Below are 25,588 nucleotides of genomic sequence, written 5' to 3' on the forward strand. Positions count from 1 at the left end.
AGTTTACCAGTTGTTGTTAAAAATAATCCCTATTCGCAAAAAATAAGTAAAAAAAAGACTGAAATAGTCATTCAGCCTTTTTACCGCAATTGTAATCATCAATATGGATTTAGTCCCAGATAGATTACTTATCGCTAAAATCAATAGATCGATTAATGTTTTGATTATTCTCAATTCACTGATGATGGTTCAACAGTTTGATATATATTGTAAATATATAAATCACAGCCCTAAAGCGGTAATTTCAGAATGTATTTGCGATTGCGCTCTTTCAACTGGGTTAAACCAGTTTAAAGAATCTGCAAGTTGAACCACTTCGCCAATGATCATCAAAGCTGGCATTTTTAACGCTGGATCTGCAGCGAGTTGAGACAACTCACTTAACTTGCCAATAAAACGCTGCTGTGATGATGTCGTTGCCTTTGACACTATCGCCACTGGCGTATCAGGGCAGCGCCCATGACTGATTAAACCTTCACTAATGATATTGGCATTTAAAATACCCATATAAACCACTAACGTATTATTCGAATTAGCGTAACCTTGCCAGTCCATAGGGCGACTTTCAATTTGGCAATGCCCTGTAATAAAAGAAACCCCTTGAGCGTAATCTCGATGGGTTAATGGGATCCCTGCATAAGCTGAAGTGCCACTTGCTGCTGTGATACCGGGTACAACCTCGAATTTAACATCGCTTTCAACCAATGTTTGTAACTCTTCACCGCCACGGCCAAAAATAAATGGATCGCCACCTTTTAAGCGCACTACATTTTTACGGGTATAGGCTTTAGTCACGAGTAGTTGATTGATTTCATCTTGTGCTGCACTGTGCTTACCTGCACGCTTGCCAACAGCAATCTTCTCTGCATGTTGTGGAATGAGATCAAGAATGTCTTGGCTGACCAGTGCGTCATACAAGACTGCATCAGCGTTCTTAAGCACTCGATAGGCTTTTAAAGTCAGTAATTCAACATCGCCAGGGCCTGCGCCAACTAACCATACTTTTCCTTTAGCCTGCTGACCTGGTATTGAAACTAACGCCATTACCTTTAACCCCACTTTATTCAATTAAGGCTAAATATAACGGTTTACATATTCCATATATAATAGATAAAACTTAGCTTTTATTCTTTTTAGTTATATAGAGTCGCGTTATCACTTGCTTTATGTTTATCTCAACAACATAAACTCACCTTCATATAGACCTAGTATGACATCTGCATCTAAATACATTTTAATCGCAGATTTTGTTTCACCTTTGTTATCGCAATGATAACCTGTCAAAAAATATAGAGATTAAAGAGGGTTAAATGTCCAAGTCACTCTGTCTGCCATTCATCTTTTACTTATTTGCTTTCGCAAGTTTCAATGCCAGCGGTGAGGATTCTTTAGTTGATGAAAGAATCCAAAGTGAAGTAGAAACTTCAGATAAAAGTTTCGTCATTACGCCCCATAAGGTGAACTATATTCTGCCTTATACCTACAATGATAATCCGAATTCAGAGCCATACATCGATTTTAAAACGGGAAATGAAGGGAGTGATGAACAGGTAGATAATGCTGAAGCAAAATTTCAAATTAGCTTCAAGTTCCCCCTTTGGTACAATGTGTTTGGTGATAATGGCCACCTTTTCTTTGCCTATACCAATCAATCCTATTGGCAGGTATACAATAAAGACATCTCTTCTCCTTTTAGAGAAACTAACCACGAACCCGAAATATTTATGCTGTTTAATAATGATTGGGAAATAGCAGGGCTTCGAAACTCGTTCTGGGGCTTTGGTGCTGTTCATCAATCTAATGGTAAGTCTGGCAGTTTATCCCGCAGCTGGAATCGAATTTATGGTGAGATGGTATTCGATCGAGGACCGTTCGCATTAGCTTTTAAAGCTTGGTATCGGATACCTGAAGATGAAAAAGAAACACCGACATCTCCTGATGGTGATGATAATCCAGACATTGAAGACTATATGGGCAACTTTGAACTGAAGGCTGTATACGGTTTAGGCGAGCACCGCTTTACAATGATGGGACGTAATAATCTCGAAAGTCCAAATAAAGGCTCAATAGAATTTACTTGGAGTTATCCAATATTAGGTAACTTGCGCTTATATACGCAATACTTTAATGGCTATGGCGAAAGCATGATTGATTATAACCATCACAACCAACGTATCGGTATTGGGGTTTCAATAAACGACATTTTATAATGTTTAGCTAGCGCTAGAAGCTTTGGTAGGATTTGGATAGGTTGAGCACGACAATTCTGTGATAAAAGCTCTGCTATGATTGCTCTGTGATAAATGATTGCTCTGTGATAAATGATTGCTCTGTGATAACAGTTCAGCACTAGCATTAGCCTACAATGACTTAAGCAACAACAATAAAAAAGGTGAACCACTAGGCTCACCTTTTTTGATCTTCGAGATTAATAACCTATTTAGCTTTGCTGTTGGCTTTGGTCGAGATAGAAATACCTTTAGCTGTGACATCAAGACCAAATTGCATACGCATATCGTAATCTTTAAGCATTGCTAGCTCTTCAGGTATCGGCTCACCACTTTCTTCTATCAAAGAAAACACTGGCGTAAGTAGCTTTTGGTAGTCTAAAGCGACACTATTTAAGCCATTCGCCTCTAACTTCTCTGTAGCTAGTTTATCTGCTAATGCTTCACCTTTGTCACCACTAAAGATAACCAAGTGATTATCTTTCATCGCCATTTGAGCAGTCACGCCCATTTCTGGTGGTAACATTAAATAAGGGCTCACATCAATTGCACCGCCATTTTTCTCTAACTGAATATTAGCCAATTGCGGTACAAAAGGACGTACCATATTTAGCAGCATTTCAGGGTCGTCTGCAGATAAGCTAATAAGCGCATCTAAATGCTTAAAGCCTGGCTCACCGTTTTCGTCAGTTAATGAGAAATCAACAATCGTTGCGCTGATCCCTTTAACGCCGTTAGCCATGCCTGTCATCATCCCCAGCATAGCAGGGTTTTGTTCACTTACCCCGTATTGCATTTGGGCTAATGCTTCACATTGATAACTCGGTGTTTGTAAGTCTTTCCAAATTTCAGATAAAGCCGGTGCCAGTTGCATCACATCCATACCAAAGGCTAAAGAAGCAACATTGTCATTGATGTTTTGGCTAAAACTTGGAATAAAACCGCGCATTTTAGTCAATGCACCTAAAATAACTTGGTTATTTGATTCAATCACGATTTCAGCATCAAAATTAGTTTCTTTTCTGTCAACTGAAAACGATTTAAGCCCCATCACAGAACGTGGCCAATTAGCCGCGATAGAATTGAATTCAGCCTTACATTCTGACGTTTTGAATTCAGCGAAAGGATCCTCACCAGAGCCTTCCATTTGAACCAGTTTAGTCAGTTGTTTAGCGAGCATATTACCATCACTAGACGTTAGGCCATTGACCAATTCAACGTGATTGATAAAACTAATACTGTCTTTCAAGAAGCCATGAGTTGATGCTATCTCTTCAAGCATGCCTGAATCGCTAATTGGGTTTTCAACCTTGGTTAAGCCCAGTGCTGTTTCAAGCAGTTCAGGCTTATTAAATGAAGTATTTAAGGTGACGGTTAACCAGCCCTCTTTTTGCGAAAATACCATATCGATAGATTCATCTTCATCAATCAATGAATAAGCTCGGTAATCTTGGCCTTTTATCGACTCTGCTTTGTGTACTAAGCCGCTTTCATCAGATGCTTTATCCAATAAGGACCAAATTGCATTTTCATCTTCAATTTGAACCTTGAACACAGGTAAAGCACCTAGAGTATAAGTGTATGATTCAATGTGTGATGGTAAGCCAAATGTCTTTAAAAATACGCCAGGGTTTTCAAAGCTCATTAAATAGCTTTTATATAAGCTAACAAAAAAGCGCTCTTGTTCTGAACCGAATGGGCCCGCTTGCTCAATTTGTTCTAAAGATAGTTTACTGTTCACGCCCATTGGCATGGAGTACAAGTAATCTTCTAGCGGAAATGGGGTTAATTGCCCAGAAAACAATAATGTATCAGCAGGTATATACTCAAGAAGTTCGTTGTTAGATGATGTACCGCCATCTTTACCAGACAGCACATACGCGCCAGCACCAACAGCGATAACCGCTGCTGCAATTGCGAGTTTTTTCATTATTTTTTGCTCCATAAATCACATGTAAATTAAAACAAGTCACTCTTCCTTGAGAGTTATTGGATTAAGTATTGATATTGTCATCGAACAGCCTACCGAGCAGGGTTCAATTTTTAATAAGTTTCGCAATAACCTAGCATTTTTTTATTTTTGGATCATATAAAAACGGTAAATAGGCTTGGTTTTTTACAGAGATGGTCAGCGGAAGTTAAGGTTAAGGGCAAGAAATGAATTAAGGGAGCGATTTCTCGGTTAGTCACCATAAAGTAACTAACCGAGAAACCTAAATAGATTGTACTTACGCTAGCAAGCCAATCTTAGGAAGCTCGTGTTAACGAGCAAGGCTTTTGGAGGTACAGGGTTTGCAATCACAAACCTAAAGTGTCGACAAAAACCATCTACGGGAACTTCTCAATTTAGACTATAAAATTAACTTGTGCATATTTTTGTGGATAAATTGTTGGTAAAAAATGTCTCAACATCAAAAATCAGTCATAGGTTGTAAAAGTACAGAGTAAACATTTGTTCGATTATGCACATCAACAAACCACTAAGCCGACTCACTATATCCAGCAGCACTATGATAACGTTAATAAGTGACACAAATACGATAGCTCAATGACAGTTAAATAATAGTGAGTACAATATAAAAATATCAGCCTTAGCTGATATTTTAACTATTGATAAACCTAGATTTCGTAGTGCAGTCCACACTCACGCTTCATGCCATTAAAGCGAGTATCTTCTTCGCTCATTCCAAGCTCTAGGGGTTTACTAGAGTGAGTATCACCGACAGAGACATACCCTTGTTCCCATAAAGGATGGTAAGGCAAATCATGCAGAGTGAGGTACTCATGCACATCTTTATTAGTCCACTCAATAATTGGCAATAACTTAAACCGATCACCGTGAATCGCTAAAATTGGCAAAGCTTCACGAGTACTTGCCTGACTCCGGCGAAGACCAGCAAACCAAGTCCCAACATTTAACTCATTCAAGGCTCGTTGCATCGGTTCAACTTTATTGATGCGGTTATATTGCTCTAAGCCCTCAAGATCTTTTTCCCATAACTTACCAAAAAGTGCTTCTTGCCAAGCTGAAGATTGCTCCGCTTTGTACACTTTAAGGTTTAGATTTAATCGCTCAGTTAATTGATCGATAAACTGATATGTCTCAGGAAATAAATACCCTGTATCAGTCAAAATAACCGGAATATCTGCTTGTGCCTGACTGACTAAATGCAGCATAACAGCAGCTTGAATACCGAAACTCGATGATAGTGCATGCTCGCCGGGTAAATAAGCTAATCCCCATGTCACCCTTTCTTGTGCAGTTAAACCTGACAAGAATTGATTAACTTTCTCGAGCACAATCGCCTGCTCAGATTTAGGCGCTGTTAACAACGCTAATAACTCATTTTGCTCAATCATATTCTTACCCTCACTGGTAAAGCGCAGGAAAATAACGCCTTAACCATGAAAATCTTTCGCAGCATCATTCACTGCTTTGACAATACCATGTCGTACTGTGAAGTTACCAAAGGTCTCACCAGCATCACGCTCTTGTACGTACAAACCAAACAGGTTATCAAGCTCAGCGAGTATTTCCGCCTCTTGAATGTTTTCTTTGTACATTTTATTTAAACGCGTACCTTCAAAGCTTGCGCCTAAATACAAGTTATAACGCCCAGGCGCTTTACCCACTAAGCCAATTTCCGCGGCAAATGGTCTAGCACAACCATTAGGACAGCCAGTCATACGCACAACGATGGCTTGTTCGCTAATACCATGCTTAGTTTGCAGCGCATCAATATGATCAATAAACTCAGGGAAATAACGCTCCGCTTCAGCCATCGCAAGTGGACATGTCGGCAAAGCAACACAAGCAATCGAATGGCCACGAGTCTGGCTAATTAACTTGCCAAAAAATCCATGTTGGCGAGCAAGATCTTCAATAGCAGCTTTATCTTCTTCAGCAACACCAGCAATAATCATGTTCTGATTTGATGTCATTCTGAAATCGCCTTTATGGATTTTGGCGATTTCACGAAGACCAGTTTGCAGTGTTTGACCTTGCTCATCTTTAATACGGCCACTTTCGATAAATAACGTCAGATGCCATTTATTATCGACACCTTTTACCCAACCATATCTATCACCGCGATCTCCAATAACCGCATCACGCTTCGGCTCAAAATTCACTCCTGCACGTTTTTCAACTTCCGCTTTAAATTCTGCGACGCCATGATCAACAATCGTGTACTTTAAACGTGAACGCTTACGGTTAACACGGTTGCCCCAATCACGCTGAACAGTCATTACAGCTTCTGCAAACTTAATCACATCTGCGGTTTTAATAAAGCCAAAGTCATCAGCTAAACGCGGGAAAGTCTCAACTTCACCGTGAGTTGACCCCATACCACCACCAGCAACCAAGTTAAAGCCGACTAATTCTCCAGCTTCTTCAATGGCGACAAAACCAAGGTCATTGGTATAGACATCAACATCATTATCTGGCGGTACTGCAACTGCCATTTTAAACTTACGAGGCAAGTAGGTTTTGCCATAAACAGGCTCATTGGTTTCGGTGTCTAATAGCTTTTCTTCATCCAACCAAATTTCAGCATAGGCGCGGGTATGTGGCAGTAAATGATCTGACAACTCTTTTGCTACTGCATAAGCCTGTTGGTGCAATGTAGACTCAATTGGGTTTGGGTTACACATCACGTTTCGGTTTACATCACCACAAGCAGCAATAGAATCTAGTGCCGCTCTATCTAACCCTTGGATCAAGGTTTTCAGGTTACGTTTTGGAATACCGTGATATTGAAACGTTTGACGAGTCGTTAAACGAATACTGTTAGAAGTCGTTAATGTTGATGAAATCTTATCGACATCAAGCCATTGCTCAGGCGAACAAATCCCACCAGGAACACGAGCACGAAGCATGAAGCTATACAATGGCTCTAGCTTTTGCTCTTTACGCTCGTTACGTAAATCACGATCGTCTTGCTGATAAAAACCATGAAACTTGATCAATTGCTGATCGCCATCACTAAACGATCCAGTGACTTGAGTGTCTAAGCCTTCTTTGATCGAACCGCGCAGATAATCACTGTCGGTTTTTAGATATTCATTTACTGCTAACTTTTGCTCACTCATCATGTGGCCTCTTTAATACTTGCTGCGCTGGCGACTCTATTCACCAACGCTGCTTTATTCTTATTGTCTTGTTGAAGACTGCGATAATCTGTATTTAGTAAACGTCTTTTTGGTAACGTTTAGCACTGCGTAAGTCTTCTAAATAGCTTTCAGCACCAGCTTCATCTAATCCGCCAAACTCAACAGCAACATTAATCAGTGCTTGATGGACATCTTTCGCCATCCGCTCTGCATCACCACAAATGTAAAAATGCGCGCCATTTTGTAGCCATTGCCAAATAGACTCGCCTTGCTCGGCGATACGATGCTGCACATAAACTTTATGTTCTTGATCCCGTGAGAAAGCGACATCTAAACGAGATAAATCGCCAGATTTTAGGTATTGCTGCCACTCGACTTGATATAAGAAGTCTTGTTCAAAATGAGGGTTACCGAAGAATAACCAGCTGTCACTATTAACCCCATCTACTGCACGTTGCTGCATGAATGCTCTAAATGGCGCAACGCCTGTACCAGGACCAACCATAATAACTGGCGTGTCATTATTTTCAGGTAAACGGAAATGCTTATTAGGCTCAACATACACCTTCACTAATTGGCCTTCTTCAGCTGATGCTAAGAAATGTGAAGCACCGCCAAATCTTGCTTGACCAGCTCGCTCATCTTCAACTAATGCAACGGTTAAGTGCACTTCATTCTCAACTTCAGCTTGGCTTGAAGCGATAGAATATAAACGTGGAGTCAGCGGTCTTAACAGCTCAACTAATTTAGCGGCATCAATAGTGACCGGATATAAACTAATTAAGTCAGCTAATTGATGACCCAGTACAAATTGACGAGTTTGCTCTTTATCTGCAGCGATTGCAGTTAACTCATCGTTAGCAGCAAGTTCAGCCCAAGCTGTTACTAAGCCCGGATAAAGCTGTGTCAGTTCTTTCTTTTCTAGTAAGGCCTGCTCAAGAGAGAATGTATGCTTGCCAACCTTAACTTCTGTGTTCGCATCCAAAGATAAAACAGCAATCACTTCATTGACTAAGCCTGAGCTATTCGTAAACCAAATACCTAATGCATCACCTACTTCATAGCTAATGCCTGATTCGCCTAAATCAATCTCTACATGACGAACATCACGATCAGAATCACGACCAGTTAATTTTTGGCTAAGTAAGATTTCAGCTTCGTAAGGTTGCTGTTTAGTGAACTCGCTTTCTGAAGTTGCTTTAGCAGTGTCGATTGACACTACGCTCGCGCCACTTGCTTGCACTAAAGGCTCAACAGCTTCTAGTACTTGCTCTTGCCAGCTTTCAGCCGCCTCTTCGTAGTCAACGTCACACTCAACGATAGGTAGTAATTGTTTTGCACCTAACGCCGTTAAACGTTCACTGAAATCTTTTCCGGTTTGACAGAAGAACTCATAGCTCGTATCGCCAAGCGCTAATACAGAGAAGTTAAGTGCGTCGAGCTTAGGCGCTCTTTTTGATGCAAGAAACTTATGTAACTCAATGGCATCATCAGGCGCTTCACCTTCACCATGGGTACTGACGACAGCGATTAGGATTGTTTCTTGCTTCAATTGGCGAACATTATAATCGGCCATTGAGGCTAAATTGACAGCGAATCCTTTTGCCGTTGCTTGCGCCGTAAGTGATTTAGCAATCGCTTTACCGTTACCTGTTTGGCTACCAAATAAAATCGTCACTGTTTGCGCTGCTGCAGTTTCTGGCGCTGAGGCAATTTGACCTTGATTTGAGGTTGCCGCTAAATAGCCACTAACCCAAGCTAATTGTGTTGCAGATAACTCTGAAGTGAGCTGTTTTAGCTTGTCGACTTGTCCTTGAGACAATGGCGAAGCGAATGAAGAAAGTTCTTTTAACAACATTAGATGGCCTTATAACAGTTTAATGTCAACAGACTACTCCTAATGCTTACAACCAAAAAATAATAAAAATTACTTTTTTATTCCATTAAGGAATATGCAAAGGCGGTTTTTTAAGCTACAAAAGTGTGGTGTAGCGCAAACTTTTAGGTCAGACCTCGGTAAAAATGAGATTTAGCTCATTCTTTACTTGTATCAAACTTAAGAGTTGCCAGAATGATGCACTTTATAAAAATGGTACTAAAGTTGTGTGAATAATCAAAAGTCGTAATGGCTGCTGTTCAGGCAACTCGAAATACTAAAACGACCCGACCCTTCCCTACATATAACTAAGAGGTTGTCCTTTTGAAATTAGGTCTACCGAAAGAGAGTCACCCAGGTGAGCAACGCGTTGCGCTAATCCCTGCTAATGTGACCATTTTAATGAAAAAACAGCTACAAGTGATCGTAGAATCAGGCGCTGGACTACAAGCAGGTTTCACCGATGACGATTACGTCAAAGTTGGGGCCACAATAGCTTCTTCACGAGAAGCTCTACTCACTGAAGCCGATATCATTACAGTGGTAAACTGTAAGGGTGATCAATTTGATGAAATTCAAGCTGTTTTGAAACCACATCAATTGGTTATAGGGATGATGGATCCGTTAGTTAATCCTCAAAATGCCCAGGCAATCGCCAACACTGGCGGCAGTGCAATTGCGCTTGAATTGATCCCGCGTATCACTCGTGCTCAAAGCATGGATGTCTTATCGTCAATGGCAACCATTTCTGGCTATAAAGCCGTATTACTTGCCGCGCACAAAGCCCCGCGCTTGTTCCCAATGATGATGACTGCTGCCGGTACATTAAAACCGACTCGTGCCTTTATCATGGGTGTCGGTGTTGCAGGCCTTCAAGCTTGTGCAACAGCAAAGCGGTTAGGCGCTGTTGTTGAAGCTTATGACATCCGCCCTGCTGCTCGCGAACAAATTATTTCAGTCGGCGCCAAACCTGTTGAGCTGGATATTGAAGCTGAAAATACTGAAACCAAAGGTGGCTACGCTGCTGAGCAAAGTGATGACTTTTTGAAACGTCAGCAACAAGCTATGGCGAATGTGTTAGCGCAACAAGACATTGTCATTACCACTGCGGCTATCCCGGGTCGTAAAGCACCAGTGCTTATCACTAAAGAAATGGTTGATGGCATGAAAAGCGGCACAATCATTGTTGATTTAGCCGCTGAAAGTGGCGGTAACTGTGAGTTAACTCAAGTAGATGAAGTCATTATGCATAATGGAGTGATGATTTTAGGCCCTTCAAATGTACCCAGCACTGCTGCAAACCATGCCAGCCAAATGTACGGTAAAAATGTTGAAAACCTACTTAACCTACTTATCACTAAAGAAGGTGAGCTAGTACTTGATTTTGAAGATGAAATCGTCAGCGATACTGTTGTAGCTCATGGTAATGATGTTAGTAGTGCCCGTCTTCGTGACTTACTGGGTTTAGCACCTTTGGCGACACCTGAAACCCCATCAGAGGAGACAGCCTAATGGATATGACCTTATTACTATTACTGACACTTTTTGTTGTTGCAGTATTTTTAGGCGTTGAACTGATTACTAAAGTTCCTCCTACGCTTCACACACCGCTAATGTCGGGTTCAAATGCGATTTCAGGTATTTCGCTAGTTGGCGCATTATTATCAGCTGGCTCTGGCGCAGGTATTATGGTTAACGTACTTGGCTTTATTGCTGTAGTGCTTGCCACCATCAACGTGGTGGGCGGTTACATGGTAACTAACCGCATGCTAGCCATGTTTAAAAGGAAATAGACTCAATGACAACATTTATTTATTTAGCTTACCTTGTTGCCGCAGTCTTATTTATTCTAGGTATTAAAGGGCTTACAAAACCGCGTACTGCGGTTCGTGGCAACCAACTATCTGCGATGGGCATGTTCATTGCTGTTGTCGTGACCTTGTTTGATCAAAGCATTCTTAGCTACGAGTGGATCATCGCAGGTGTGTTACTGGGTGGTACTATCGGTGCCGTGATGGCGACAAAAATCAAAGTCACCGACATGCCGCAAATGGTGGCATTACTGAATGGTTTTGGTGGCGGTGCTTCACTGGCAATTGCCGCTGCAAGCTTCCTTGATCCTGCAGCAGCAACCAATGCAGTAGCACTTATCTCTATCGGTGCCACTATCATTATCGGTTCTGTCACGTTATCAGGCTCATTTGTTGCTTTCGCTAAACTGCAGGAGCTTATCTCGGGTAACCCGATTAAAGTACCCGGCAACAAACCGTTAAATGCGATTCTATTAATCAGTGCAATTGCGCTTGCGATTGCGATGGTCATGGATCCAACCAACACCAACTTAATGTATGCCTTAGTGGCTGTAGCGGTGGTGTTAGGTGTACTACTTGTAGTGCCCATTGGCGGCGCAGACATGCCAGTTGTGATTGCATTACTTAACTCATATTCAGGTATCGCAGCCGCAACGACGGGTTTCATCACAGGCAATACTGTGCTGATTGTTTCAGGTTCTTTGGTAGGCGCTTCAGGTATTATCTTGACGCAAATCATGTGTAAAGCAATGAACCGCTCACTGTTTAATGTGTTATTCGGTGTGATGGCCGAAGGCGGCGAGAAGATTGATGCTGATGAAGTATATGCTGGTAAAGTGAAATCAACATCACCAGATGAAATCGCCATGATGCTCGAAACGGCTGAGCGCGTTGTGATTGTACCTGGTTATGGTTTAGCAATGGCTCAGGCTCAACATGCCGTACGTGAACTTGCCAACGTATTACAGAGCCGCGGTACTGACGTTAAGTATGCAATTCACCCTGTAGCAGGCCGTATGCCTGGCCACATGAACGTACTACTTGCAGAAGCTGAAGTGCCATACGAGCAGTTAATTGAAATGGATGAAATTAATCCACAGTTCGAGCAAACTGACGTGGCGATTGTGATTGGCGCGAATGATGTTACTAACCCAATGGCACGTGAAGATAAAGGTAGCCCAATTTACGGCATGCCGATTCTGAACGTTGATAAAGCCAGAACCGTTGTAGTCATTAAACGTTCTTTAAGCCCAGGTTTTGCAGGCTTGCCTAACCCATTATTTGCCATGGATAACACATTAATGTTATTCGGCGATGGTAAAAAAGGTATTGTTGAACTGACACAAAGCTTGAAAGAAGCTGAATAATTGATGCACTCTTGATCCGCTCTTGATGCTCAATATTCATAGAAAAGGCCGCTAAGCGGCCTTTTTTCTTGTCGATAACTCGCTAAACAAGCTGATTAATTTTCATCATGTTCATTTATCGAACAAAAAATAGTTTCATTAAATGACAGGTTGTCGTCATTCCCTTATCTTTCACGCTTTCTAATGGATAATATTTAGACTATTGTCATGATAATTGACTATTAAGTCTAAAAATCGTACAAATGTTAGCTGGTTTATTTTTCCTAATGACTCGGATGATTGACGAATATGGATATCAACGCTTCTCAAATTGAAGCACTAACTGCACAAATTGCTCAGCTTAAAAGTGAAAATGAATCACTAAAGCAAAAAAATAAACAGATCCAGCAACAGCTATCTGCAACATTGGATGGCACTGGGTTGTGTTTGTGGGAACAAGATGTGCCCACAGGCGACTTGTGTATTTATAATCAAGAATGGGGCTCATTGTTAGGTTACACCCGCGAAGAATATTCAGCCAATATGCAAAGTTGGAAAAATAGCCTCCACCCTGAAGATAAAGATTGGGTCATTAAAGCATTTGAAGATCACGTTAATGGGCAAGAAGATGTTTATCAAGCAGTGCACCGAATGATCCATAAAGATGGCAGTACCCGTTGGGTCTCAGATCGCGGCAGGATAGTTGAGTATGCAACAGATGGTACTCCGCTAAAAATTCTCGGAACCCACATCGATATCACCCAAGAAAAGCGCTACCAATTAGATTTAGCACGACTCGCACATCGAGATCCATTAACAGACTTATTAAATCGCACTGCAGCAGAGAAAGTTTACAAAGACTTTCAACGCAGCTCAAAGTTTGACTCTGGTACATTACTCTTTATAGATGTCGATAATTTTAAATCTGTTAATGATCGTTTTGGTCATCGTTTTGGTGATTTAACACTTATTGAAATCAGCCAAGTATTGCAGCACTACTCAGAGACTTTACTTCCCAAAAGTAAAACTAAGATTGCGAGAATTGGTGGTGATGAATTTGTCATTATTACCACGATATCTGAGTATAAATTAATAAGTGTTTTAGCAGGTTCACTGGTCAGTCACTTTAAACAAACACAAACCATTGATGATAAAAATATCGCCCTTGGACTCAGTATTGGCATAAGCTGTTTTACTAGCAAAGATCTTTTTGTTGAAGTTTGCGAGCAAGCAGATAATGCCATGTATGGGATCAAACAAGCAGGGAAACATAATTACTCTTTTTGGCAACAACCAAAAAGCATTTCGCAAATCATCCGCTAAGCTGCAATTGTATTTGATTAAAGACGTTAACAACTTGCTATAAAAATCAGCGGTTATGTCATATTAAAAAAAATGCCATGCTATAATCCTTCCAAAGTTACTGTAAAACCTGACACTTAGTCGCTTTACACTTCCTACTCAATTGTTAATTATTTATTTCATTTATTACTGGTAGTTAAGTTTATGTCTAAATATTCGAAGCTTATTCCTTTCTTTTTATGCATTTGTCCACTATCTGTGACCGCCAGTGAAAATGTAGAAGTTGAACCACTAGCAAGCAACAAAACAAGCGAAAGCACACACACTGATAAGACCGTAGAGTACTTTCCAAGTAAATGGGGCGTAGGGATTGGAATGCGCCGTGCTGATATTCCCTATGCCACCGAAGACGATGTCGTCACCGATGTCATGCCACTAATTGAGTTTGAAAATGACTATTTCTTTTTAGACGGATTAGAAGGTGGTGTACATTTATGGAAGAATGATGAACACCAAGTAAATATCTACAGTCGCTTTCGTTTTGTTGATATTCCACAAGAATATCAAAACGAAACTCAATCTGATGCGTTTGATTTTGGTATCCAGTATCGGTTCCAAAAAGAGGGTTTAGAAGCTGACGCTGCTTTTATGAGTGACGGTAATAAACGCTATTATGGTTACACCCGCACCCAGTATCACTGGACTGCTGGCGACTGGCAATTAAACCCTTTTGCAGAGTTTCAGTGGAAAAGTAACTCCTTTAATGAGCATTATTATGGTTTTAACCAGATAGACCCTGGCGCAGGGCTTGCCTTTTCTGCTGGCTTAAATACTCGTTATCATTTAGCCAGCAATTTATACTTATTAGCTAATTTCGGGGTCACTCGCCTTGAAAATGATATCTATGATTTACCGACCATTGAAAACCAATATCAATTTGAATCCTTTTTTGGCTTCGGTTTTTATCCCGATGCTAAGCGCCCAAATACCAATCCCGTACCTAAAGAAAGCGGTGAATTTTTACGTGTTGCTCACGGCTGGGCTACGCCTTCAAATCTCAACGAAATCTTAACTGGCAATGCAAAAGGCGACAGGTATAACAATCAGCTCACCTCTTTGTTTTATGGTATTCCATTATCCGATAGCTTATTTACGTTACCTATTGATCTGTACTTTACTGCGGGTGGTGTTTGGCATCATGACTCTGAAGTACAAGACAACCTCGCTGAAGGGGTTATTGGGGTAAAAGCGTTCTACACCCTTGATTTAGGTTGGCGTTTCCGCATCGGTGTCGCAGAAGGATTATCTTATGTTTCCGAAGTCACTTATATTGAAGGTAGTGAGCTTGATGAAAAAGATTATCGCCCATCTAAACTATTAAATTATTTAGACTTCTCTTTCGATGTAAACATTGGCGATGTCTTTAACTATGCACCTCTACAAAATGCGTGGTTGGGTTACAGCATCCATCACCGTTCAGGTATTTTTGAAACCAGCTCTGCTTTTGGACGCATTAAAGGTGGCAGTAATTACAACACCGTTTACGTGCAATGGCATTTTTAGTTCGTACTAAACATAACTAAACATAACTACACATAACTAAACAATATATATACGAGGCCTGTCATCATTGATATGACAGGCTGTTTTATTCAGCATCAATATTTAGCATCAAAGTAGGTAGGTGCCTCAGCAAACTGCTCAATGAGCCATTGATTTGCATTCTCATCCCCCATTAATATCGACAATGTAGGCTGTAAAACTTCAATTAATCTAGCCTGGCGCCAAAACATATAATTGGGTAAAACCGGCATAACTCCGCGATTAAATGTGCGCTGAATAAGGCTCGCTATTTCTTTCATTTCAGTGGCTTCAATAGTCGGACTGAGTGGGTAGGTTGCGCTAATGAAGTCACGATAATGCTCAAACTGTTTTATTTCTTCTAACGAATAATGAGTCAGCAACCATAACAACTGCGGGGAGCTCCAGTGGCTGATATTATCTCTGTCGTTAATCACTGCCATATTACGTCGATGAAGCTGTTGCCAAGCAAGGGTTAAACTATCCGACTGCGCTAGACGCCAAACAAGGTAAACATCAGCTAACCATTCATGTTCATAGGCTGTTAGTTCACTTGGTAACCCTTTGCCTTGCAAAGCGATATTCTGTAAGTGGCCTATTTCGTGCCACAAGGTTAACTGTGACTGCTGTGCTAAGTCTAATTGGTAAATCTGTCCATTAAGCGCCACATTTTGATATACCAAAGGAAGAACACGATTAATGACAATCAAACCTGCCACATTCTCATTATTAACAGGAAATACCACTGCGCTTTTAAAACCTAGACTATTGGCAATATCATTATGACTTGGTAACTGACGAGTTACAGCTACAGGAAGCTGTGCAAGGCACTTTGCATAATCTGATATACGACAAATAAGTGCACTTTTTTCTGCTATGGGTTCACGAGGGTATAAACTTGATTGCACACTTTCTTTAGAAGAATTTATCGCAGGTGTAGAATTTAATGAAGACGTTGGAACTGAATTTTGTGATGGCGTAAGTCTTAGTATTGATGTTGATTCTGCAGTTGAAGTTGATATTGGTGTTGATTCTGAAGTTGATGTTGATGTTGATGTTGATGTTGATGTTGATGTTGATGTTGAAGTTGAAGTTGAAGTTGAATCAGAATGAAAATTAGCGTCAGCGTTAGCCAACAACAATAGGCTAACGCTAACGGCACTGATAAGAACTAGCAGTGCCGGTTTTAACACTATTTTTTAGCCATAATATTTTCAATTATTGCCGTGGTAGATACGCCATCTTCAAAGCCAAGAATTTCAACCTTACCACCAGCAGCCATCACTTCAGTACCGCCAGCCACTTCTTCCACTTTGTAATCACCACCCTTCACCAACGAATCTGGTAATAAACGGCTGATAACGCGTTGCGGAGTATCTTCACTGAAAGGAATAACCCAATCGACAGACGCTAAACCAGCCAGCACAGCCATACGGCGATCTTCTTGGTTTACGGGTCTTCCTTCACCTTTAAGTCGTTTCACTGAAGCATCGTCATTTACCGCAACGATTAAGCGATCCCCTAAGGCTTTTGCTTGTTGTAAATAACTCACATGTCCTGCATGTAAAATATCAAAACAACCATTGGTCATTACGACTTTTTCACCGCGTAACCGTGCTTGCTCAAGGGCATAAGCCAGTTGATCTTCAGTGACGACACCGAAACCTGACTCGCCTTGATTTAACGCAAGCGCTTCAATTAACTCAATGCGACTAACAGTGGCGGTACCTAACTTAGCAACAACCACACCTGCTGCGATGTTTGCAATAGAACAGGCCTGCGCCATCGTACTTCCTGCAGCCAACGAGGTAGCTAGCGCAGATATTACAGTATCGCCAGCACCTGTGACGTCGTAAACTTCACGCGCCACTGTCGGAATGTGCAGCTCAGCTTCATCTTGGCTGATAAGCGTCATGCCTTTTTCAGAGCGAGTGACCAGCATGGCATCAAAATTATGTTCTTTAATCAGCTGTTTTGCTTTAGCGATTAAATCTGCTTCGTCTGTTACCGTACCAACAACAGCTTCAAACTCACTCATGTTTGGTGTCAATAAAGATGCACCGCGGTAACGAGCAAAGTCAGTGCCTTTAGGGTCAACTAACACAGTGACACCTTTAGCACGTGCTTTGGCAATAAACTCAACAGGAGTATCGATAGCACCTTTAGCGTAATCAGAAAGCACGAGAACATCGACATCATCTAAAATAGCTTCACTACTACTGAATAAGTTTTCACTGTCAGCTTTGGCATATTTTTCTTCAAAATCTAACCGGATTAACTGCTGGTTACGGGAAAACACACGTAACTTAGTAATCGTTGGCTTATCAGCCACAGTTAACCAACGAGGCTCAACCCCTTGTGCTTGAACCCCTACAGTCAGTGCTTGAGCAGTCTCGTCTGCCCCAACAATACCCGCCAGCTGAATTTGGCCGCCTAACGCTGCAATATTTAATGCTACGTTTGCAGCTCCACCTGGACGGTCTTCAATTTCATTAATGTTCACTACAGGTACAGGCGCTTCAGGAGAAATACGACCCGTAGGGCCAACCCAATATCGGTCAAGCATGACATCGCCGACAACTAAAACACGGGCTTTTTCGAATGCTGGTAGAGATACCTTCATAATAAACTTTTTCTTTTTGCTGACATTAAACGGTGATTGTACCTAATTTTGCTATAAAATTAAGTTAGAATAGCAACTAATTTTGAATTTGGGGTGAGTTACACGTGGTAGAAAAAGCGCAATTTGGTTCTCATTTATTACACCCGAAACATTGGCCGTTATGGTTAGGTGTTGGTTTTATGAGACTTACCCAATTATTACCTTTACGCTGGCAAATGAAAATGGGCGCAGGACTGGGTCGATTAGTACTCAAATTTGCAGCAAAGCGAAAGCACACTGCTGAACGTAACTTACAGCTTTGCTTTCCTGATATGCCACAACAAGAAAGAGATACCCTACTCAAACAGAATTTTGAAGAAACGGGTAAAGCCATTTTCGATACTATCAATGCATGGTGGTGGTCTAACGATAAAATACAGCGTCATATGACCATGAAAGGCGATCAACATGTCACTGACACGCTTGATAGTGGCCATGGCGTTATTCTCTTTGCCGTGCATTGCTTGCCACTAGAGATGGGCGCAAGAATGTTTGGTCAATTCCAACCTGGAATTGGTGTATACCGCCCCCACGATAATCCTGTGATGGAATACCTACAGGTGAATGGACGTCTACGTTCAAATAAAGGATTAGTGCCTAAACGTGACCTGCGTAATATGGTAAGAAGCTTGAGAAATCCTGATGTGATTTGGTATACCGCAGACCAAGATTTTGGCCGTTCAAGTGCGGTATTTATTCCTTTATATGCTGTACCAGATGCTGCAACTATTACTGGCGCCACCACTCTTGCGAAACTTGGCCGCGCTAAAGTGCTGCCATTTTTTGTCGAACGCAATAGTAATGATGATGGTTACCATATGGAGATTATGCCGCCATTGGATAACTTCCCAGGTGAAGATGAACTCGCTGACGCCATTCGTGGTAATAAAATAATTGAAACGATTATTGATAAAAATCGTCCTCAATATATGTGGCTACATAGACGATTTAAAACTCGGCCAACCAAAGAAACACCATCGCTATACGAATAAATGCTGCATTAAAAGCTGTTTAATTGAATCAGCAAACTGACTAAGTAGTACTTTAAACGTCAAAAATGAAAATAAAAGGTGGCTAAACTCGGTCACCTATTTCAACAAGCAATTGAGAAAACGCTAATAAAGTGTATCGGCAACTTGAAATCAATTAAGAAATGATCAAGGATGCCAAACTTAATCGCTTCAACAAATGACTCAGCATGATCTCTACGCTGAGTGATGATTTAGATACGGATTTCTAATCGCTTTGGCAAATACTTATATGGACGCCTTGTTACATTGTTAAGTTACTAAACCAATAATTAGGAACACATCGCCCTTATGTTAAAGTCGTTTTGCGCTTCATTGATTGCTGTTTCTACCCTCTTGGCCAGCTTAAACGCTGCCGCGGTAGAATATCGTTTGCCCGCTAAAGACAGCCGCTTAATTGGTGAAAACCAATATTATGTTGTGCCTGAAGGTAAGCTCACTTTAGAAGCCATTGCTGCTGAATTCCAATTAGGCTTGAGCAACATGATGGAAGCTAATCCTGGTGTTGACCCTTACCTACCAAAACCCGGCAGTACCTTAGTCATTCCTCACCAGCTTATTTTGCCCGATACCCCTCGCAAAGGCATTGTAATCAACAGCGCAGAGATGCGTTTATATTATTACCCAAAGGGTAAAAACACAGTTGAAGTGTTACCCATTGGTATCGGACAAGTTGGCCGTGACACCCCAGAAAACTGGGTCACTCAAGTGTATCGAAAGCGCGCCAATCCGACTTGGACTCCGACGCAAAACACTCGGAAAATTTATGCCGATAAAGGTGTAGAGCTTCCTGATGTATGGCCTGCTGGCCCTGATAATCCAATGGGGTTGTTCGCACTTTACGTAGGTAACTATTTTGCCGTACATGGAACGAATGCCTCTTTTGGTATTGGCCTTCGAGTCAGTCAAGGTTGTGTGAGATTACGCGATGAAGATATTGAGCACCTATTTAATTCAGTGCCCGTTGGCACTCGAGTAGAGTTCGTAAATCAACCAATTAAGGCCACCATTGAGCCTGACGGTAATCGTTACTTAGAGGTTCACCAACCTTTATCAGAAACCATTGAGCAATTTGAGTCATCTGAGCAATTACCGTTAACGCTAGATAAGAAAATCACCTCTATTGTGGCTCATGCTGAAACCGACTCATTTACTTTAAAGCGTTTATTAGAGCAAAGAACCGGGATGCCTACTCGCATTAACAGCATTCAACATGCGCAATTAGATGAAGACGCTGCGCCAGCGGATTCAGAGTAACTCTTTCCATTAAAGCCTCAATCTAACCTCAATCAGATTTGATTGAGGTTAGGCATCCCCCCAACGCTAACCTGCATATTCCAACTTGAGTAACGCACCACAAATCAGTAATCTAAAAAGCCATTGTTAGTTTACTCATGGTGATAGATTGAAAACTGGTATCAAGCAGAATACATCTCAGCTGTTGATGGGAGTTAAAGATAAAACCCTCCCTTTAGCATTAATGCTTACCTGTTTGTTTTCACTAGCCATAGGGTTAATGCCACTCAATCTGGCCGCGTCTCAATGCAAGCTTTCCAGTCAATTTAATCAGCTTAGTCAAATTGAACGCCAAATTAGCCTCACTGAGTTGGATAATGGCTTAATCGTCAGACAGCTAAATAGACCGCAGCAATCCACTGTCGCTATTGCAAGTCAATTTAACGTAGGCTCACGTAACGAAATAGCTGGGCAAACAGGATATGCGCATTTGTTTGAGCACCTGCTATTCAAAGGCAGCGAAAACGCCCCTAACGAAAGTTACCCTCAGCAAATGAGCGCCATTGGTGCCCGCTTTAATGCCAGCACACATTTTGACTATACCAATTACTATGTCACTGTCCCCGCGCAAGCATTGGAGTTGAGTTTATTTCTTGAAGCTGACAGGTTTATCCGTCCTGTACTATCTGAAACCACAGTTAAAAACCAACAAGGTGCAGTGCTAGAGGAAATGGCCACTAGCATAGATAATCAACCTTATCTTCGACCTGCAATGGAGTATTTACTTTCCCAAGTCGCAGGCAGCCCTTATGCTCATGCCATCATTGGCAGTAAAGCGGATGTGACGAGTGCAACCGCAGCCGAACTTGAACAATTTCACCAGCGTTATTATCGCCCCGATGCGATGCAGCTATCCTTAGTGGGCAAGATTGATATTGATAGCACAAATACCATCAAACAATATTTTGCTGATTGGCAAGCACCTCAACACAACCTAGACGAGTTTTCTGCCGTATCAGTAACTCCAACGGCCACTAAAACTGAAATCATTGATAAGCGAGGCCCTTGGCCTGCATTATTAATGGCATGGCACACTGTCGGCAGACAGCACCCTGATTATGAAGCTGTAAGCCTTTTACAAAGCCACTTGTTTCAAAATCTTAAAAGTGCGCTCGCAGCCAACACATTAGAAAACCCACCACAAATGCTCAGCTACTCGATCCCATTGACCATGGAAAATCACGGTGTCACTAACCTTGTCCTCGTCCCTAGAGCAAACACCTCTTTAGATGAACTACAAAATTTGGTTGGATCACTATTTAGTCAAGTCATAGAAAACGGCCTCAACGACCAAGCTTTATGCACGTTAAAAACCGTTGCACTCAATGATATTAACCAGCAATTATCAAACAGTCAGACCTTAGCAAAATACCTGTCGAACACCTCTAAACGTGATAAATTCTTTCCATTAACTCAGCCATGGCGCCGAACCGAAGCCGTCACTTCAGCTGATATTCAGCGGGTCACTCAAGAATACTTTATTGATAAAGCAGTGCGAGTCGATTTATTGCCGCCTTGGTATATTCGCTGGGGGAAAGGGTTACTTGAAATCTTACCTCAAGGGTTTTCAGAGAAACTAGAAAGGTGGGCGCTATAATGAGAACTTATCACTTGAGCCTATTAACCATCTTAACTAGCTTTTTGTTATTAGGTTGCCAGCACTCCCCTGTCATTTTTACTGAGTCACAACCGCCTAAAGTGCCTCAGTTTGCTGAATTAGACAACGCCCCTAAACTGCCATCATTATCGGCGCCTTTAATCAGAGATTATAACAAGGAGGGAAATACCAGTACGCAAGTATCTAATGAACCAAATAGTATTAATATCAATGACAAACTATCAATTCACCAATGGGCTGTTAATCAAGAAGACGCTGTAAGCCAACCAAAACTCAATCGAGTTTATTTTATTGGGATTTCACCTAGTGCATCGCTTGAAAACCCTGATGTGCTTATCGAAGCATTTTCTCAACGCCGTAAAGAGCTAGCAAACCAACAGCAACATAAGCCAGATATTGCCGCCTGCTATGACAGCATCCGTTTTAGAGCCAGCTTGCATAGTATCGCTATCACAATGCAATGCTCTGCGCCATTTAATGAAATGCAATCATTAGTTTGGGCATTTTGGGATGAAAATGCGTTAACTAACCTCAATATTGAAACAGTACAAAGAAACTTAAAACTCAATAAACACATTGGTGCATTCACAGGTTCAGAAATCGATAAAGTCTTTCGCAGTCAATTACTCGGCCCACAGCATCCTTATAATGTAAGTCTCGACAACCAGGGATTAGTAGACTCTCTTGAAAACACCGAAGCAGGTTTTAAGCAATTGCAGCACTTACAACTTACTACCCGTGAGCGATTGCAATGGCATTTGTTTACTAATGATGTAGAAAATTCATTTAATCATGATTCGCAAAAGACTTTGAATCAGCCTCTAATCGAACGTGAAACAGCTGAAAACCTGCATAGCAAAACGATTAATGACAGTTTACCTCTCTGGCTGCTACATGACTCCAATACCAGTGATAGCATGTTGAATAACACAGCCAGCAACACTGTCCATAATACAAAAACTTTAACCTCTGAGGTTACTCCCAAAGATCAAATAACTCCCACAGCCACTATTTATCTCATTGATGCGCCAGATACAGTGCAAACACAGGTGAGAGTCGGTTTTGTTAGCGAAAATGCGAACAACTTATTGAATCACCACCAACAAACGGCAACGAATAATAGTGTAGGTTGTAAAACCATCGCACCATTATTAGGTAGAAGTTACAGCGGCAGATTATTCTACGATTTACGTGAAACCCGCGGATTAACCTATGGGATATACGGCCGCTGTGTTGATGCACCACTTAGTCAGTATTTATATTTTTATGGCAGCACAGCACTAGAAAACTCAGGGGCCTTTATTAAAGGCATACTTGACCATACTCAGCTACTGACCGAAAGCACTGTTAGTCAAGCTGAGTTAAATGCAGTCTCGACCTATTTAATTGGACAGCAACAACTGGCATTGGACACGACTTTTGGTAAAGAAAGTAATTACATACGTAATATTTTATCAGGCAAAACAACTCAGCAAGCGCAACAGGAAGTCAACGCAATAAGCCAGCTTACCCCAGAACAGTTTTTACAAATCTCGAATCATGTTTTATCCCATCCCCCCACAGTCGTCATCCGTGGCGACGCAGATAAAATCAGCGCAGATATTCGACAAAAACTACCAAGCTGGCAAGTACAATTGATTTCAGCGCGCGACTAACAAATAAGAAAACTGACGCCACAGGCTACGAAGTTCTTTCTTGCTGATAACGTTCGCAGTCATCAGTAATCGATAACCACTTCACTTGGTTTGATGTATAGATATGATAGTTAGGTTTAATTAAGCTCGGCTCATCTAAAGAACCAATGGTCAGTGTGAAATAATCAGGGTAGCGCGTATCCCGATAACTTAATGTGCAACCGCATTGCTTGCAAAAACCACGACGAACATTATCTGAAGATTCAAATTCGCTCACCTCGCCTTTAAGCCAGGTTACTTGCTCGCGTTTAAAATCCATCCATACTTGAAATACGGCACCAGACGATTTTTGGCACTGCTTGCAATGGCAATAATCGGCATCAAATGGCTTGGCAGATAGCTGATATCGCACTGCGCCACATAAACAGCCGCCTTCTAAAATAACAGGTTTATTTGTTTCAACTGTTTCAACCGCCTGCTGTTCCATACCCATAACTCATTCCTTAATGGTTAAATTGCCAATTGATTGAGTATTTATCATTACCTCAGCCACAAATGAAGTCAAAACTATCTGAATAACTCCCCCCTGAATCAATAAATAACCAATAAAAAAGCCCTCAAATGAGGGCTTTTAATAGAGATATTTTTAAAGGAGCAAACTTATTTAGTAAGTCGCTTCACGCTTTTCAGCTTCAGCATCCCACTTAGGAGCAAGTTCTTTTAAGAATCTTTGCTTATCAGCATTCATCTTATCCATGTCCATACCTAATGCTTCCTGCGCTTTCTCTTTAGTAGAGATATCAGGGATAGCGATTGGCATTTTCACGCCTTTAGCTGCAAGTAGTTGAGCCAGTTTGATACGTGCATTAGCTGCTTTATCAACTGCGCCACCTAAGATGCGTAACGCTTCTGCTGGAGCATGAGCTGCAACACCGTGAGATGCTGTAGCGTAATCCCAGCGCCACTGACTGTGACGAATATCCATTAGGATAGGCTTCATTTCAGCTTCAGTTGCACCTGCTTCCCAAGCTGCGCCAGCTTCGAAGTGAGCATGTACAAGTTGAGTTTCAGCTCTTAGCTTAATTTCAGTCACGTTCTTTTGATTCTCGTGAGTCACTTCCATCATGAATTCTTTCGTTTTACCTTCATGACAAGTTGCACAAGTTTCGTCGAAACGATCGAAAGGGTTACCCACTTTATGGTCAGTGAATTTGCCTTTACCATTCGCTTTAGCAACACGTGGCATATGACAGTCAGTACAACTTACGTTGTTTTTACCGTGCATACCTAGCATCCAGGTTTCATAACCAGGGTGTTGTGCTTTTAGCATAGGCGTTTTAGAAATCGCGTGAGTCCAATCAGCAAAGTTGATTGCATCATAGTAAACTTCCATTTCTTCAACAGTTGTGCCGTTGTCCCATGGGAATTTCACGTAACCTTTACGGTCTTCAGTTTTCTCGAAGTAGTATTCAACGTGACATTGACCACAAACCATAGACTGCTTGTCTTTACGAGACGCTTTATCAAATGGCTTATCGATAGCTTCTAAAGCGCGATCAACATATGGACGAGAAATACGTAATTTTGGTGAACCTTTTTCATGACAATCGCCACAACCTAAAGAGTTAACGATTTCAGCTCCGCCTTTAGACCATTTACCTTTAAAGTAACCGTCTTCGCCTTGCTCTTCGATCATACGAGGTACATCTGGGCTTTTACAGCTCCAACATGCCATAGGCATTGGGCCATCATCTGGTCCAGTTGGGGCGCCAGTACGTAATGTATTACGCAAGTCAGTCACTGTGTAGTGGTGACCACGTGCCTTATTATAATCCTTAGCAAAACCGTAACCTGCCCATAACACAACCAGGTTTGGATCTTCTGCTAACACATCTACGATTTCATCGCTTTCTGATGTCGCATGCCAAGTTTCATATTGCAATTTATACTTATCTTTATATACTTCATTTCTTGGTTCAGTTTTATCACTAGCCATCGCACTAGTCATCATAAAACTGGTTGCCATCAACGCACTAAGCGCAACAACTTTTGCTTTCATTTTCATCACCGTTCATCTCCGTGTTACATTTTATT

The 25,588-nt window shown here is 41.4% G+C and carries 20 protein-coding genes; 11 read left to right on the top strand and 9 right to left on the bottom strand.

The features are described 5' to 3' along the window. Positions 1-222: 222 nt before the first annotated feature. The gene (cobA, locus tag AB4153_RS10170) at positions 223-1,044 is read right to left on the bottom strand and encodes a uroporphyrinogen-III C-methyltransferase (RefSeq protein WP_371997285.1); all 822 of its coding nucleotides are present in this window, start codon (positions 1,042-1,044) and stop codon (positions 223-225) included. Positions 1,045-1,310: 266 nt separating this feature from the next. Between cobA and AB4153_RS10175 the strand changes: the two genes are divergently transcribed. After that, positions 1,311-2,210: a phospholipase A gene (locus AB4153_RS10175; protein ID WP_102528217.1), complete on the top strand. Its 900-nt coding sequence runs from the start codon at positions 1,311-1,313 to the stop codon at positions 2,208-2,210. A gap of 226 nt (positions 2,211-2,436) precedes the next feature. On the opposite strand, the gene AB4153_RS10180 is transcribed toward AB4153_RS10175, so the two are convergent. The 4 genes from AB4153_RS10180 to AB4153_RS10195 all read right to left on the bottom strand — a co-directional run bounded on the left by AB4153_RS10180 (position 2,437) and on the right by AB4153_RS10195 (position 9,198). Further along, complete coding sequence (locus AB4153_RS10180; RefSeq protein WP_371997287.1) at positions 2,437-4,158, bottom strand: hypothetical protein; 1,722 nt, start codon at positions 4,156-4,158, stop codon at positions 2,437-2,439. A 689-nt stretch (positions 4,159-4,847) separates the two neighbouring features. Then, entirely contained in the window at positions 4,848-5,588 is a 741-nt protein-coding gene (locus AB4153_RS10185; RefSeq protein ID WP_303515386.1) for a phosphoadenylyl-sulfate reductase, read from the bottom strand. A gap of 39 nt (positions 5,589-5,627) precedes the next feature. Then, on the bottom strand, positions 5,628-7,319 hold the full coding sequence (gene cysI, locus AB4153_RS10190; RefSeq protein WP_229371479.1) for an assimilatory sulfite reductase (NADPH) hemoprotein subunit: 1,692 nt from the start codon (positions 7,317-7,319) through the stop codon (positions 5,628-5,630). 94 nt (positions 7,320-7,413) lie between these two features. After that, positions 7,414-9,198, bottom strand: a complete 1,785-nt coding sequence (locus tag AB4153_RS10195; RefSeq protein ID WP_371997288.1) for an assimilatory sulfite reductase (NADPH) flavoprotein subunit — start codon at positions 9,196-9,198, stop codon at positions 7,414-7,416. 342 nt (positions 9,199-9,540) lie between these two features. Here AB4153_RS10195 and AB4153_RS10200 point away from each other — a divergent pair, with 342 nt between their 5' ends. The 5 genes from AB4153_RS10200 to AB4153_RS10220 all read left to right on the top strand — a co-directional run bounded on the left by AB4153_RS10200 (position 9,541) and on the right by AB4153_RS10220 (position 15,238). Beyond that, positions 9,541-10,728, top strand: coding sequence for an NAD(P) transhydrogenase subunit alpha (locus AB4153_RS10200; RefSeq protein ID WP_102528214.1), 1,188 nt, complete (start codon positions 9,541-9,543; stop codon positions 10,726-10,728). 5 nt (positions 10,729-10,733) lie between these two features. Beyond that, on the top strand, positions 10,734-11,009 hold the full coding sequence (locus AB4153_RS10205) for an NAD(P) transhydrogenase subunit alpha (RefSeq protein ID WP_055025191.1): 276 nt from the start codon (positions 10,734-10,736) through the stop codon (positions 11,007-11,009). A gap of 5 nt (positions 11,010-11,014) precedes the next feature. Beyond that, complete coding sequence (locus tag AB4153_RS10210) at positions 11,015-12,394, top strand: NAD(P)(+) transhydrogenase (Re/Si-specific) subunit beta (RefSeq protein WP_102528213.1); 1,380 nt, start codon at positions 11,015-11,017, stop codon at positions 12,392-12,394. 288 nt (positions 12,395-12,682) lie between these two features. After that, entirely contained in the window at positions 12,683-13,696 is a 1,014-nt protein-coding gene (locus tag AB4153_RS10215; RefSeq protein ID WP_229371426.1) for a diguanylate cyclase domain-containing protein, read from the top strand. A gap of 183 nt (positions 13,697-13,879) precedes the next feature. Further along, positions 13,880-15,238, top strand: coding sequence for a MipA/OmpV family protein (locus tag AB4153_RS10220; protein ID WP_371997290.1), 1,359 nt, complete (start codon positions 13,880-13,882; stop codon positions 15,236-15,238). Between the two features lie 95 nt (positions 15,239-15,333). Here the strand turns inward: AB4153_RS10220 and AB4153_RS10225 are convergent, their stop codons facing one another. Further along, a complete protein-coding gene (locus AB4153_RS10225; RefSeq protein ID WP_371997291.1) occupies positions 15,334-16,164 on the bottom strand; it encodes a hypothetical protein in 831 nt (276 codons plus the stop codon). Between AB4153_RS10225 and AB4153_RS10230 the strand changes: the two genes are divergently transcribed. Then, complete coding sequence (locus AB4153_RS10230) at positions 16,133-16,369, top strand: hypothetical protein (protein WP_371997293.1); 237 nt, start codon at positions 16,133-16,135, stop codon at positions 16,367-16,369. The genes AB4153_RS10225 and AB4153_RS10230 overlap by 32 nt on opposite strands. 79 nt (positions 16,370-16,448) lie before the next feature. On the opposite strand, the gene hldE is transcribed toward AB4153_RS10230, so the two are convergent. Further along, positions 16,449-17,879, bottom strand: coding sequence for a bifunctional D-glycero-beta-D-manno-heptose-7-phosphate kinase/D-glycero-beta-D-manno-heptose 1-phosphate adenylyltransferase HldE (gene hldE / locus AB4153_RS10235; RefSeq protein WP_229371432.1), 1,431 nt, complete (start codon positions 17,877-17,879; stop codon positions 16,449-16,451). A 104-nt stretch (positions 17,880-17,983) separates the two neighbouring features. Between hldE and lpxL the strand changes: the two genes are divergently transcribed. The 4 genes from lpxL to AB4153_RS10255 all read left to right on the top strand — a co-directional run bounded on the left by lpxL (position 17,984) and on the right by AB4153_RS10255 (position 23,515). Next, positions 17,984-18,910, top strand: coding sequence for an LpxL/LpxP family Kdo(2)-lipid IV(A) lauroyl/palmitoleoyl acyltransferase (lpxL, locus tag AB4153_RS10240; RefSeq protein WP_248955536.1), 927 nt, complete (start codon positions 17,984-17,986; stop codon positions 18,908-18,910). A 327-nt stretch (positions 18,911-19,237) separates the two neighbouring features. Next, a complete protein-coding gene (locus AB4153_RS10245) occupies positions 19,238-20,203 on the top strand; it encodes a L,D-transpeptidase family protein (protein WP_102528206.1) in 966 nt (321 codons plus the stop codon). Between the two features lie 223 nt (positions 20,204-20,426). Beyond that, a complete protein-coding gene (locus AB4153_RS10250; protein WP_371997314.1) occupies positions 20,427-21,839 on the top strand; it encodes a M16 family metallopeptidase in 1,413 nt (470 codons plus the stop codon). Next, a complete protein-coding gene (locus AB4153_RS10255; protein WP_371997294.1) occupies positions 21,839-23,515 on the top strand; it encodes a M16 family metallopeptidase in 1,677 nt (558 codons plus the stop codon). The genes AB4153_RS10250 and AB4153_RS10255 overlap by 1 nt, the downstream gene beginning before the upstream one ends. A 25-nt stretch (positions 23,516-23,540) precedes the next feature. Here AB4153_RS10255 and AB4153_RS10260 read toward each other — a convergent pair whose 3' ends face one another. Together AB4153_RS10260 and nrfA are read right to left on the bottom strand one after the other, a co-directional pair. Beyond that, positions 23,541-23,987 (bottom strand): GFA family protein, encoded by a 447-nt coding sequence (locus AB4153_RS10260; RefSeq protein WP_371997295.1) that lies wholly within the window; start codon positions 23,985-23,987, stop codon positions 23,541-23,543. Between the two features lie 171 nt (positions 23,988-24,158). After that, positions 24,159-25,559 (bottom strand): ammonia-forming nitrite reductase cytochrome c552 subunit, encoded by a 1,401-nt coding sequence (gene nrfA, locus AB4153_RS10265; RefSeq protein WP_102528204.1) that lies wholly within the window; start codon positions 25,557-25,559, stop codon positions 24,159-24,161. Between the last annotated feature and the right edge of the window lie 29 nt (positions 25,560-25,588).

Origin of the sequence: Shewanella sp. 10N.286.52.E4, from assembly GCF_041468785.1 — a bacterium.
GTDB lineage: Bacteria > Pseudomonadota > Gammaproteobacteria > Enterobacterales > Shewanellaceae > Shewanella > Shewanella electrodiphila.

Coding starts and splice junctions, on each gene's coding strand:
- AB4153_RS10245 (WP_102528206.1), top strand. CDS start 19,238: ATGTTAAAGTCGTTTTGCGCTTCATTGATTGCTGTTTCTACCCTCTTG.
- AB4153_RS10185 (WP_303515386.1), bottom strand. CDS start 5,588: ATGATTGAGCAAAATGAGTTATTAGCGTTGTTAACAGCGCCTAAATCT.
- AB4153_RS10215 (WP_229371426.1), top strand. CDS start 12,683: ATGGATATCAACGCTTCTCAAATTGAAGCACTAACTGCACAAATTGCT.
- AB4153_RS10175 (WP_102528217.1), top strand. CDS start 1,311: ATGTCCAAGTCACTCTGTCTGCCATTCATCTTTTACTTATTTGCTTTC.
- AB4153_RS10250 (WP_371997314.1), top strand. CDS start 20,427: ATGCTTACCTGTTTGTTTTCACTAGCCATAGGGTTAATGCCACTCAAT.
- cobA (WP_371997285.1), bottom strand. CDS start 1,044: ATGGCGTTAGTTTCAATACCAGGTCAGCAGGCTAAAGGAAAAGTATGG.
- cysI (WP_229371479.1), bottom strand. CDS start 7,319: ATGAGTGAGCAAAAGTTAGCAGTAAATGAATATCTAAAAACCGACAGT.
- AB4153_RS10260 (WP_371997295.1), bottom strand. CDS start 23,987: ATGGGTATGGAACAGCAGGCGGTTGAAACAGTTGAAACAAATAAACCT.
- AB4153_RS10205 (WP_055025191.1), top strand. CDS start 10,734: ATGACCTTATTACTATTACTGACACTTTTTGTTGTTGCAGTATTTTTA.
- hldE (WP_229371432.1), bottom strand. CDS start 17,879: ATGAAGGTATCTCTACCAGCATTCGAAAAAGCCCGTGTTTTAGTTGTC.
- AB4153_RS10230 (WP_371997293.1), top strand. CDS start 16,133: ATGGGTTCACGAGGGTATAAACTTGATTGCACACTTTCTTTAGAAGAA.
- AB4153_RS10210 (WP_102528213.1), top strand. CDS start 11,015: ATGACAACATTTATTTATTTAGCTTACCTTGTTGCCGCAGTCTTATTT.
- AB4153_RS10220 (WP_371997290.1), top strand. CDS start 13,880: ATGTCTAAATATTCGAAGCTTATTCCTTTCTTTTTATGCATTTGTCCA.
- nrfA (WP_102528204.1), bottom strand. CDS start 25,559: ATGAAAATGAAAGCAAAAGTTGTTGCGCTTAGTGCGTTGATGGCAACC.
- AB4153_RS10180 (WP_371997287.1), bottom strand. CDS start 4,158: ATGAAAAAACTCGCAATTGCAGCAGCGGTTATCGCTGTTGGTGCTGGC.
- AB4153_RS10195 (WP_371997288.1), bottom strand. CDS start 9,198: ATGTTGTTAAAAGAACTTTCTTCATTCGCTTCGCCATTGTCTCAAGGA.
- AB4153_RS10255 (WP_371997294.1), top strand. CDS start 21,839: ATGAGAACTTATCACTTGAGCCTATTAACCATCTTAACTAGCTTTTTG.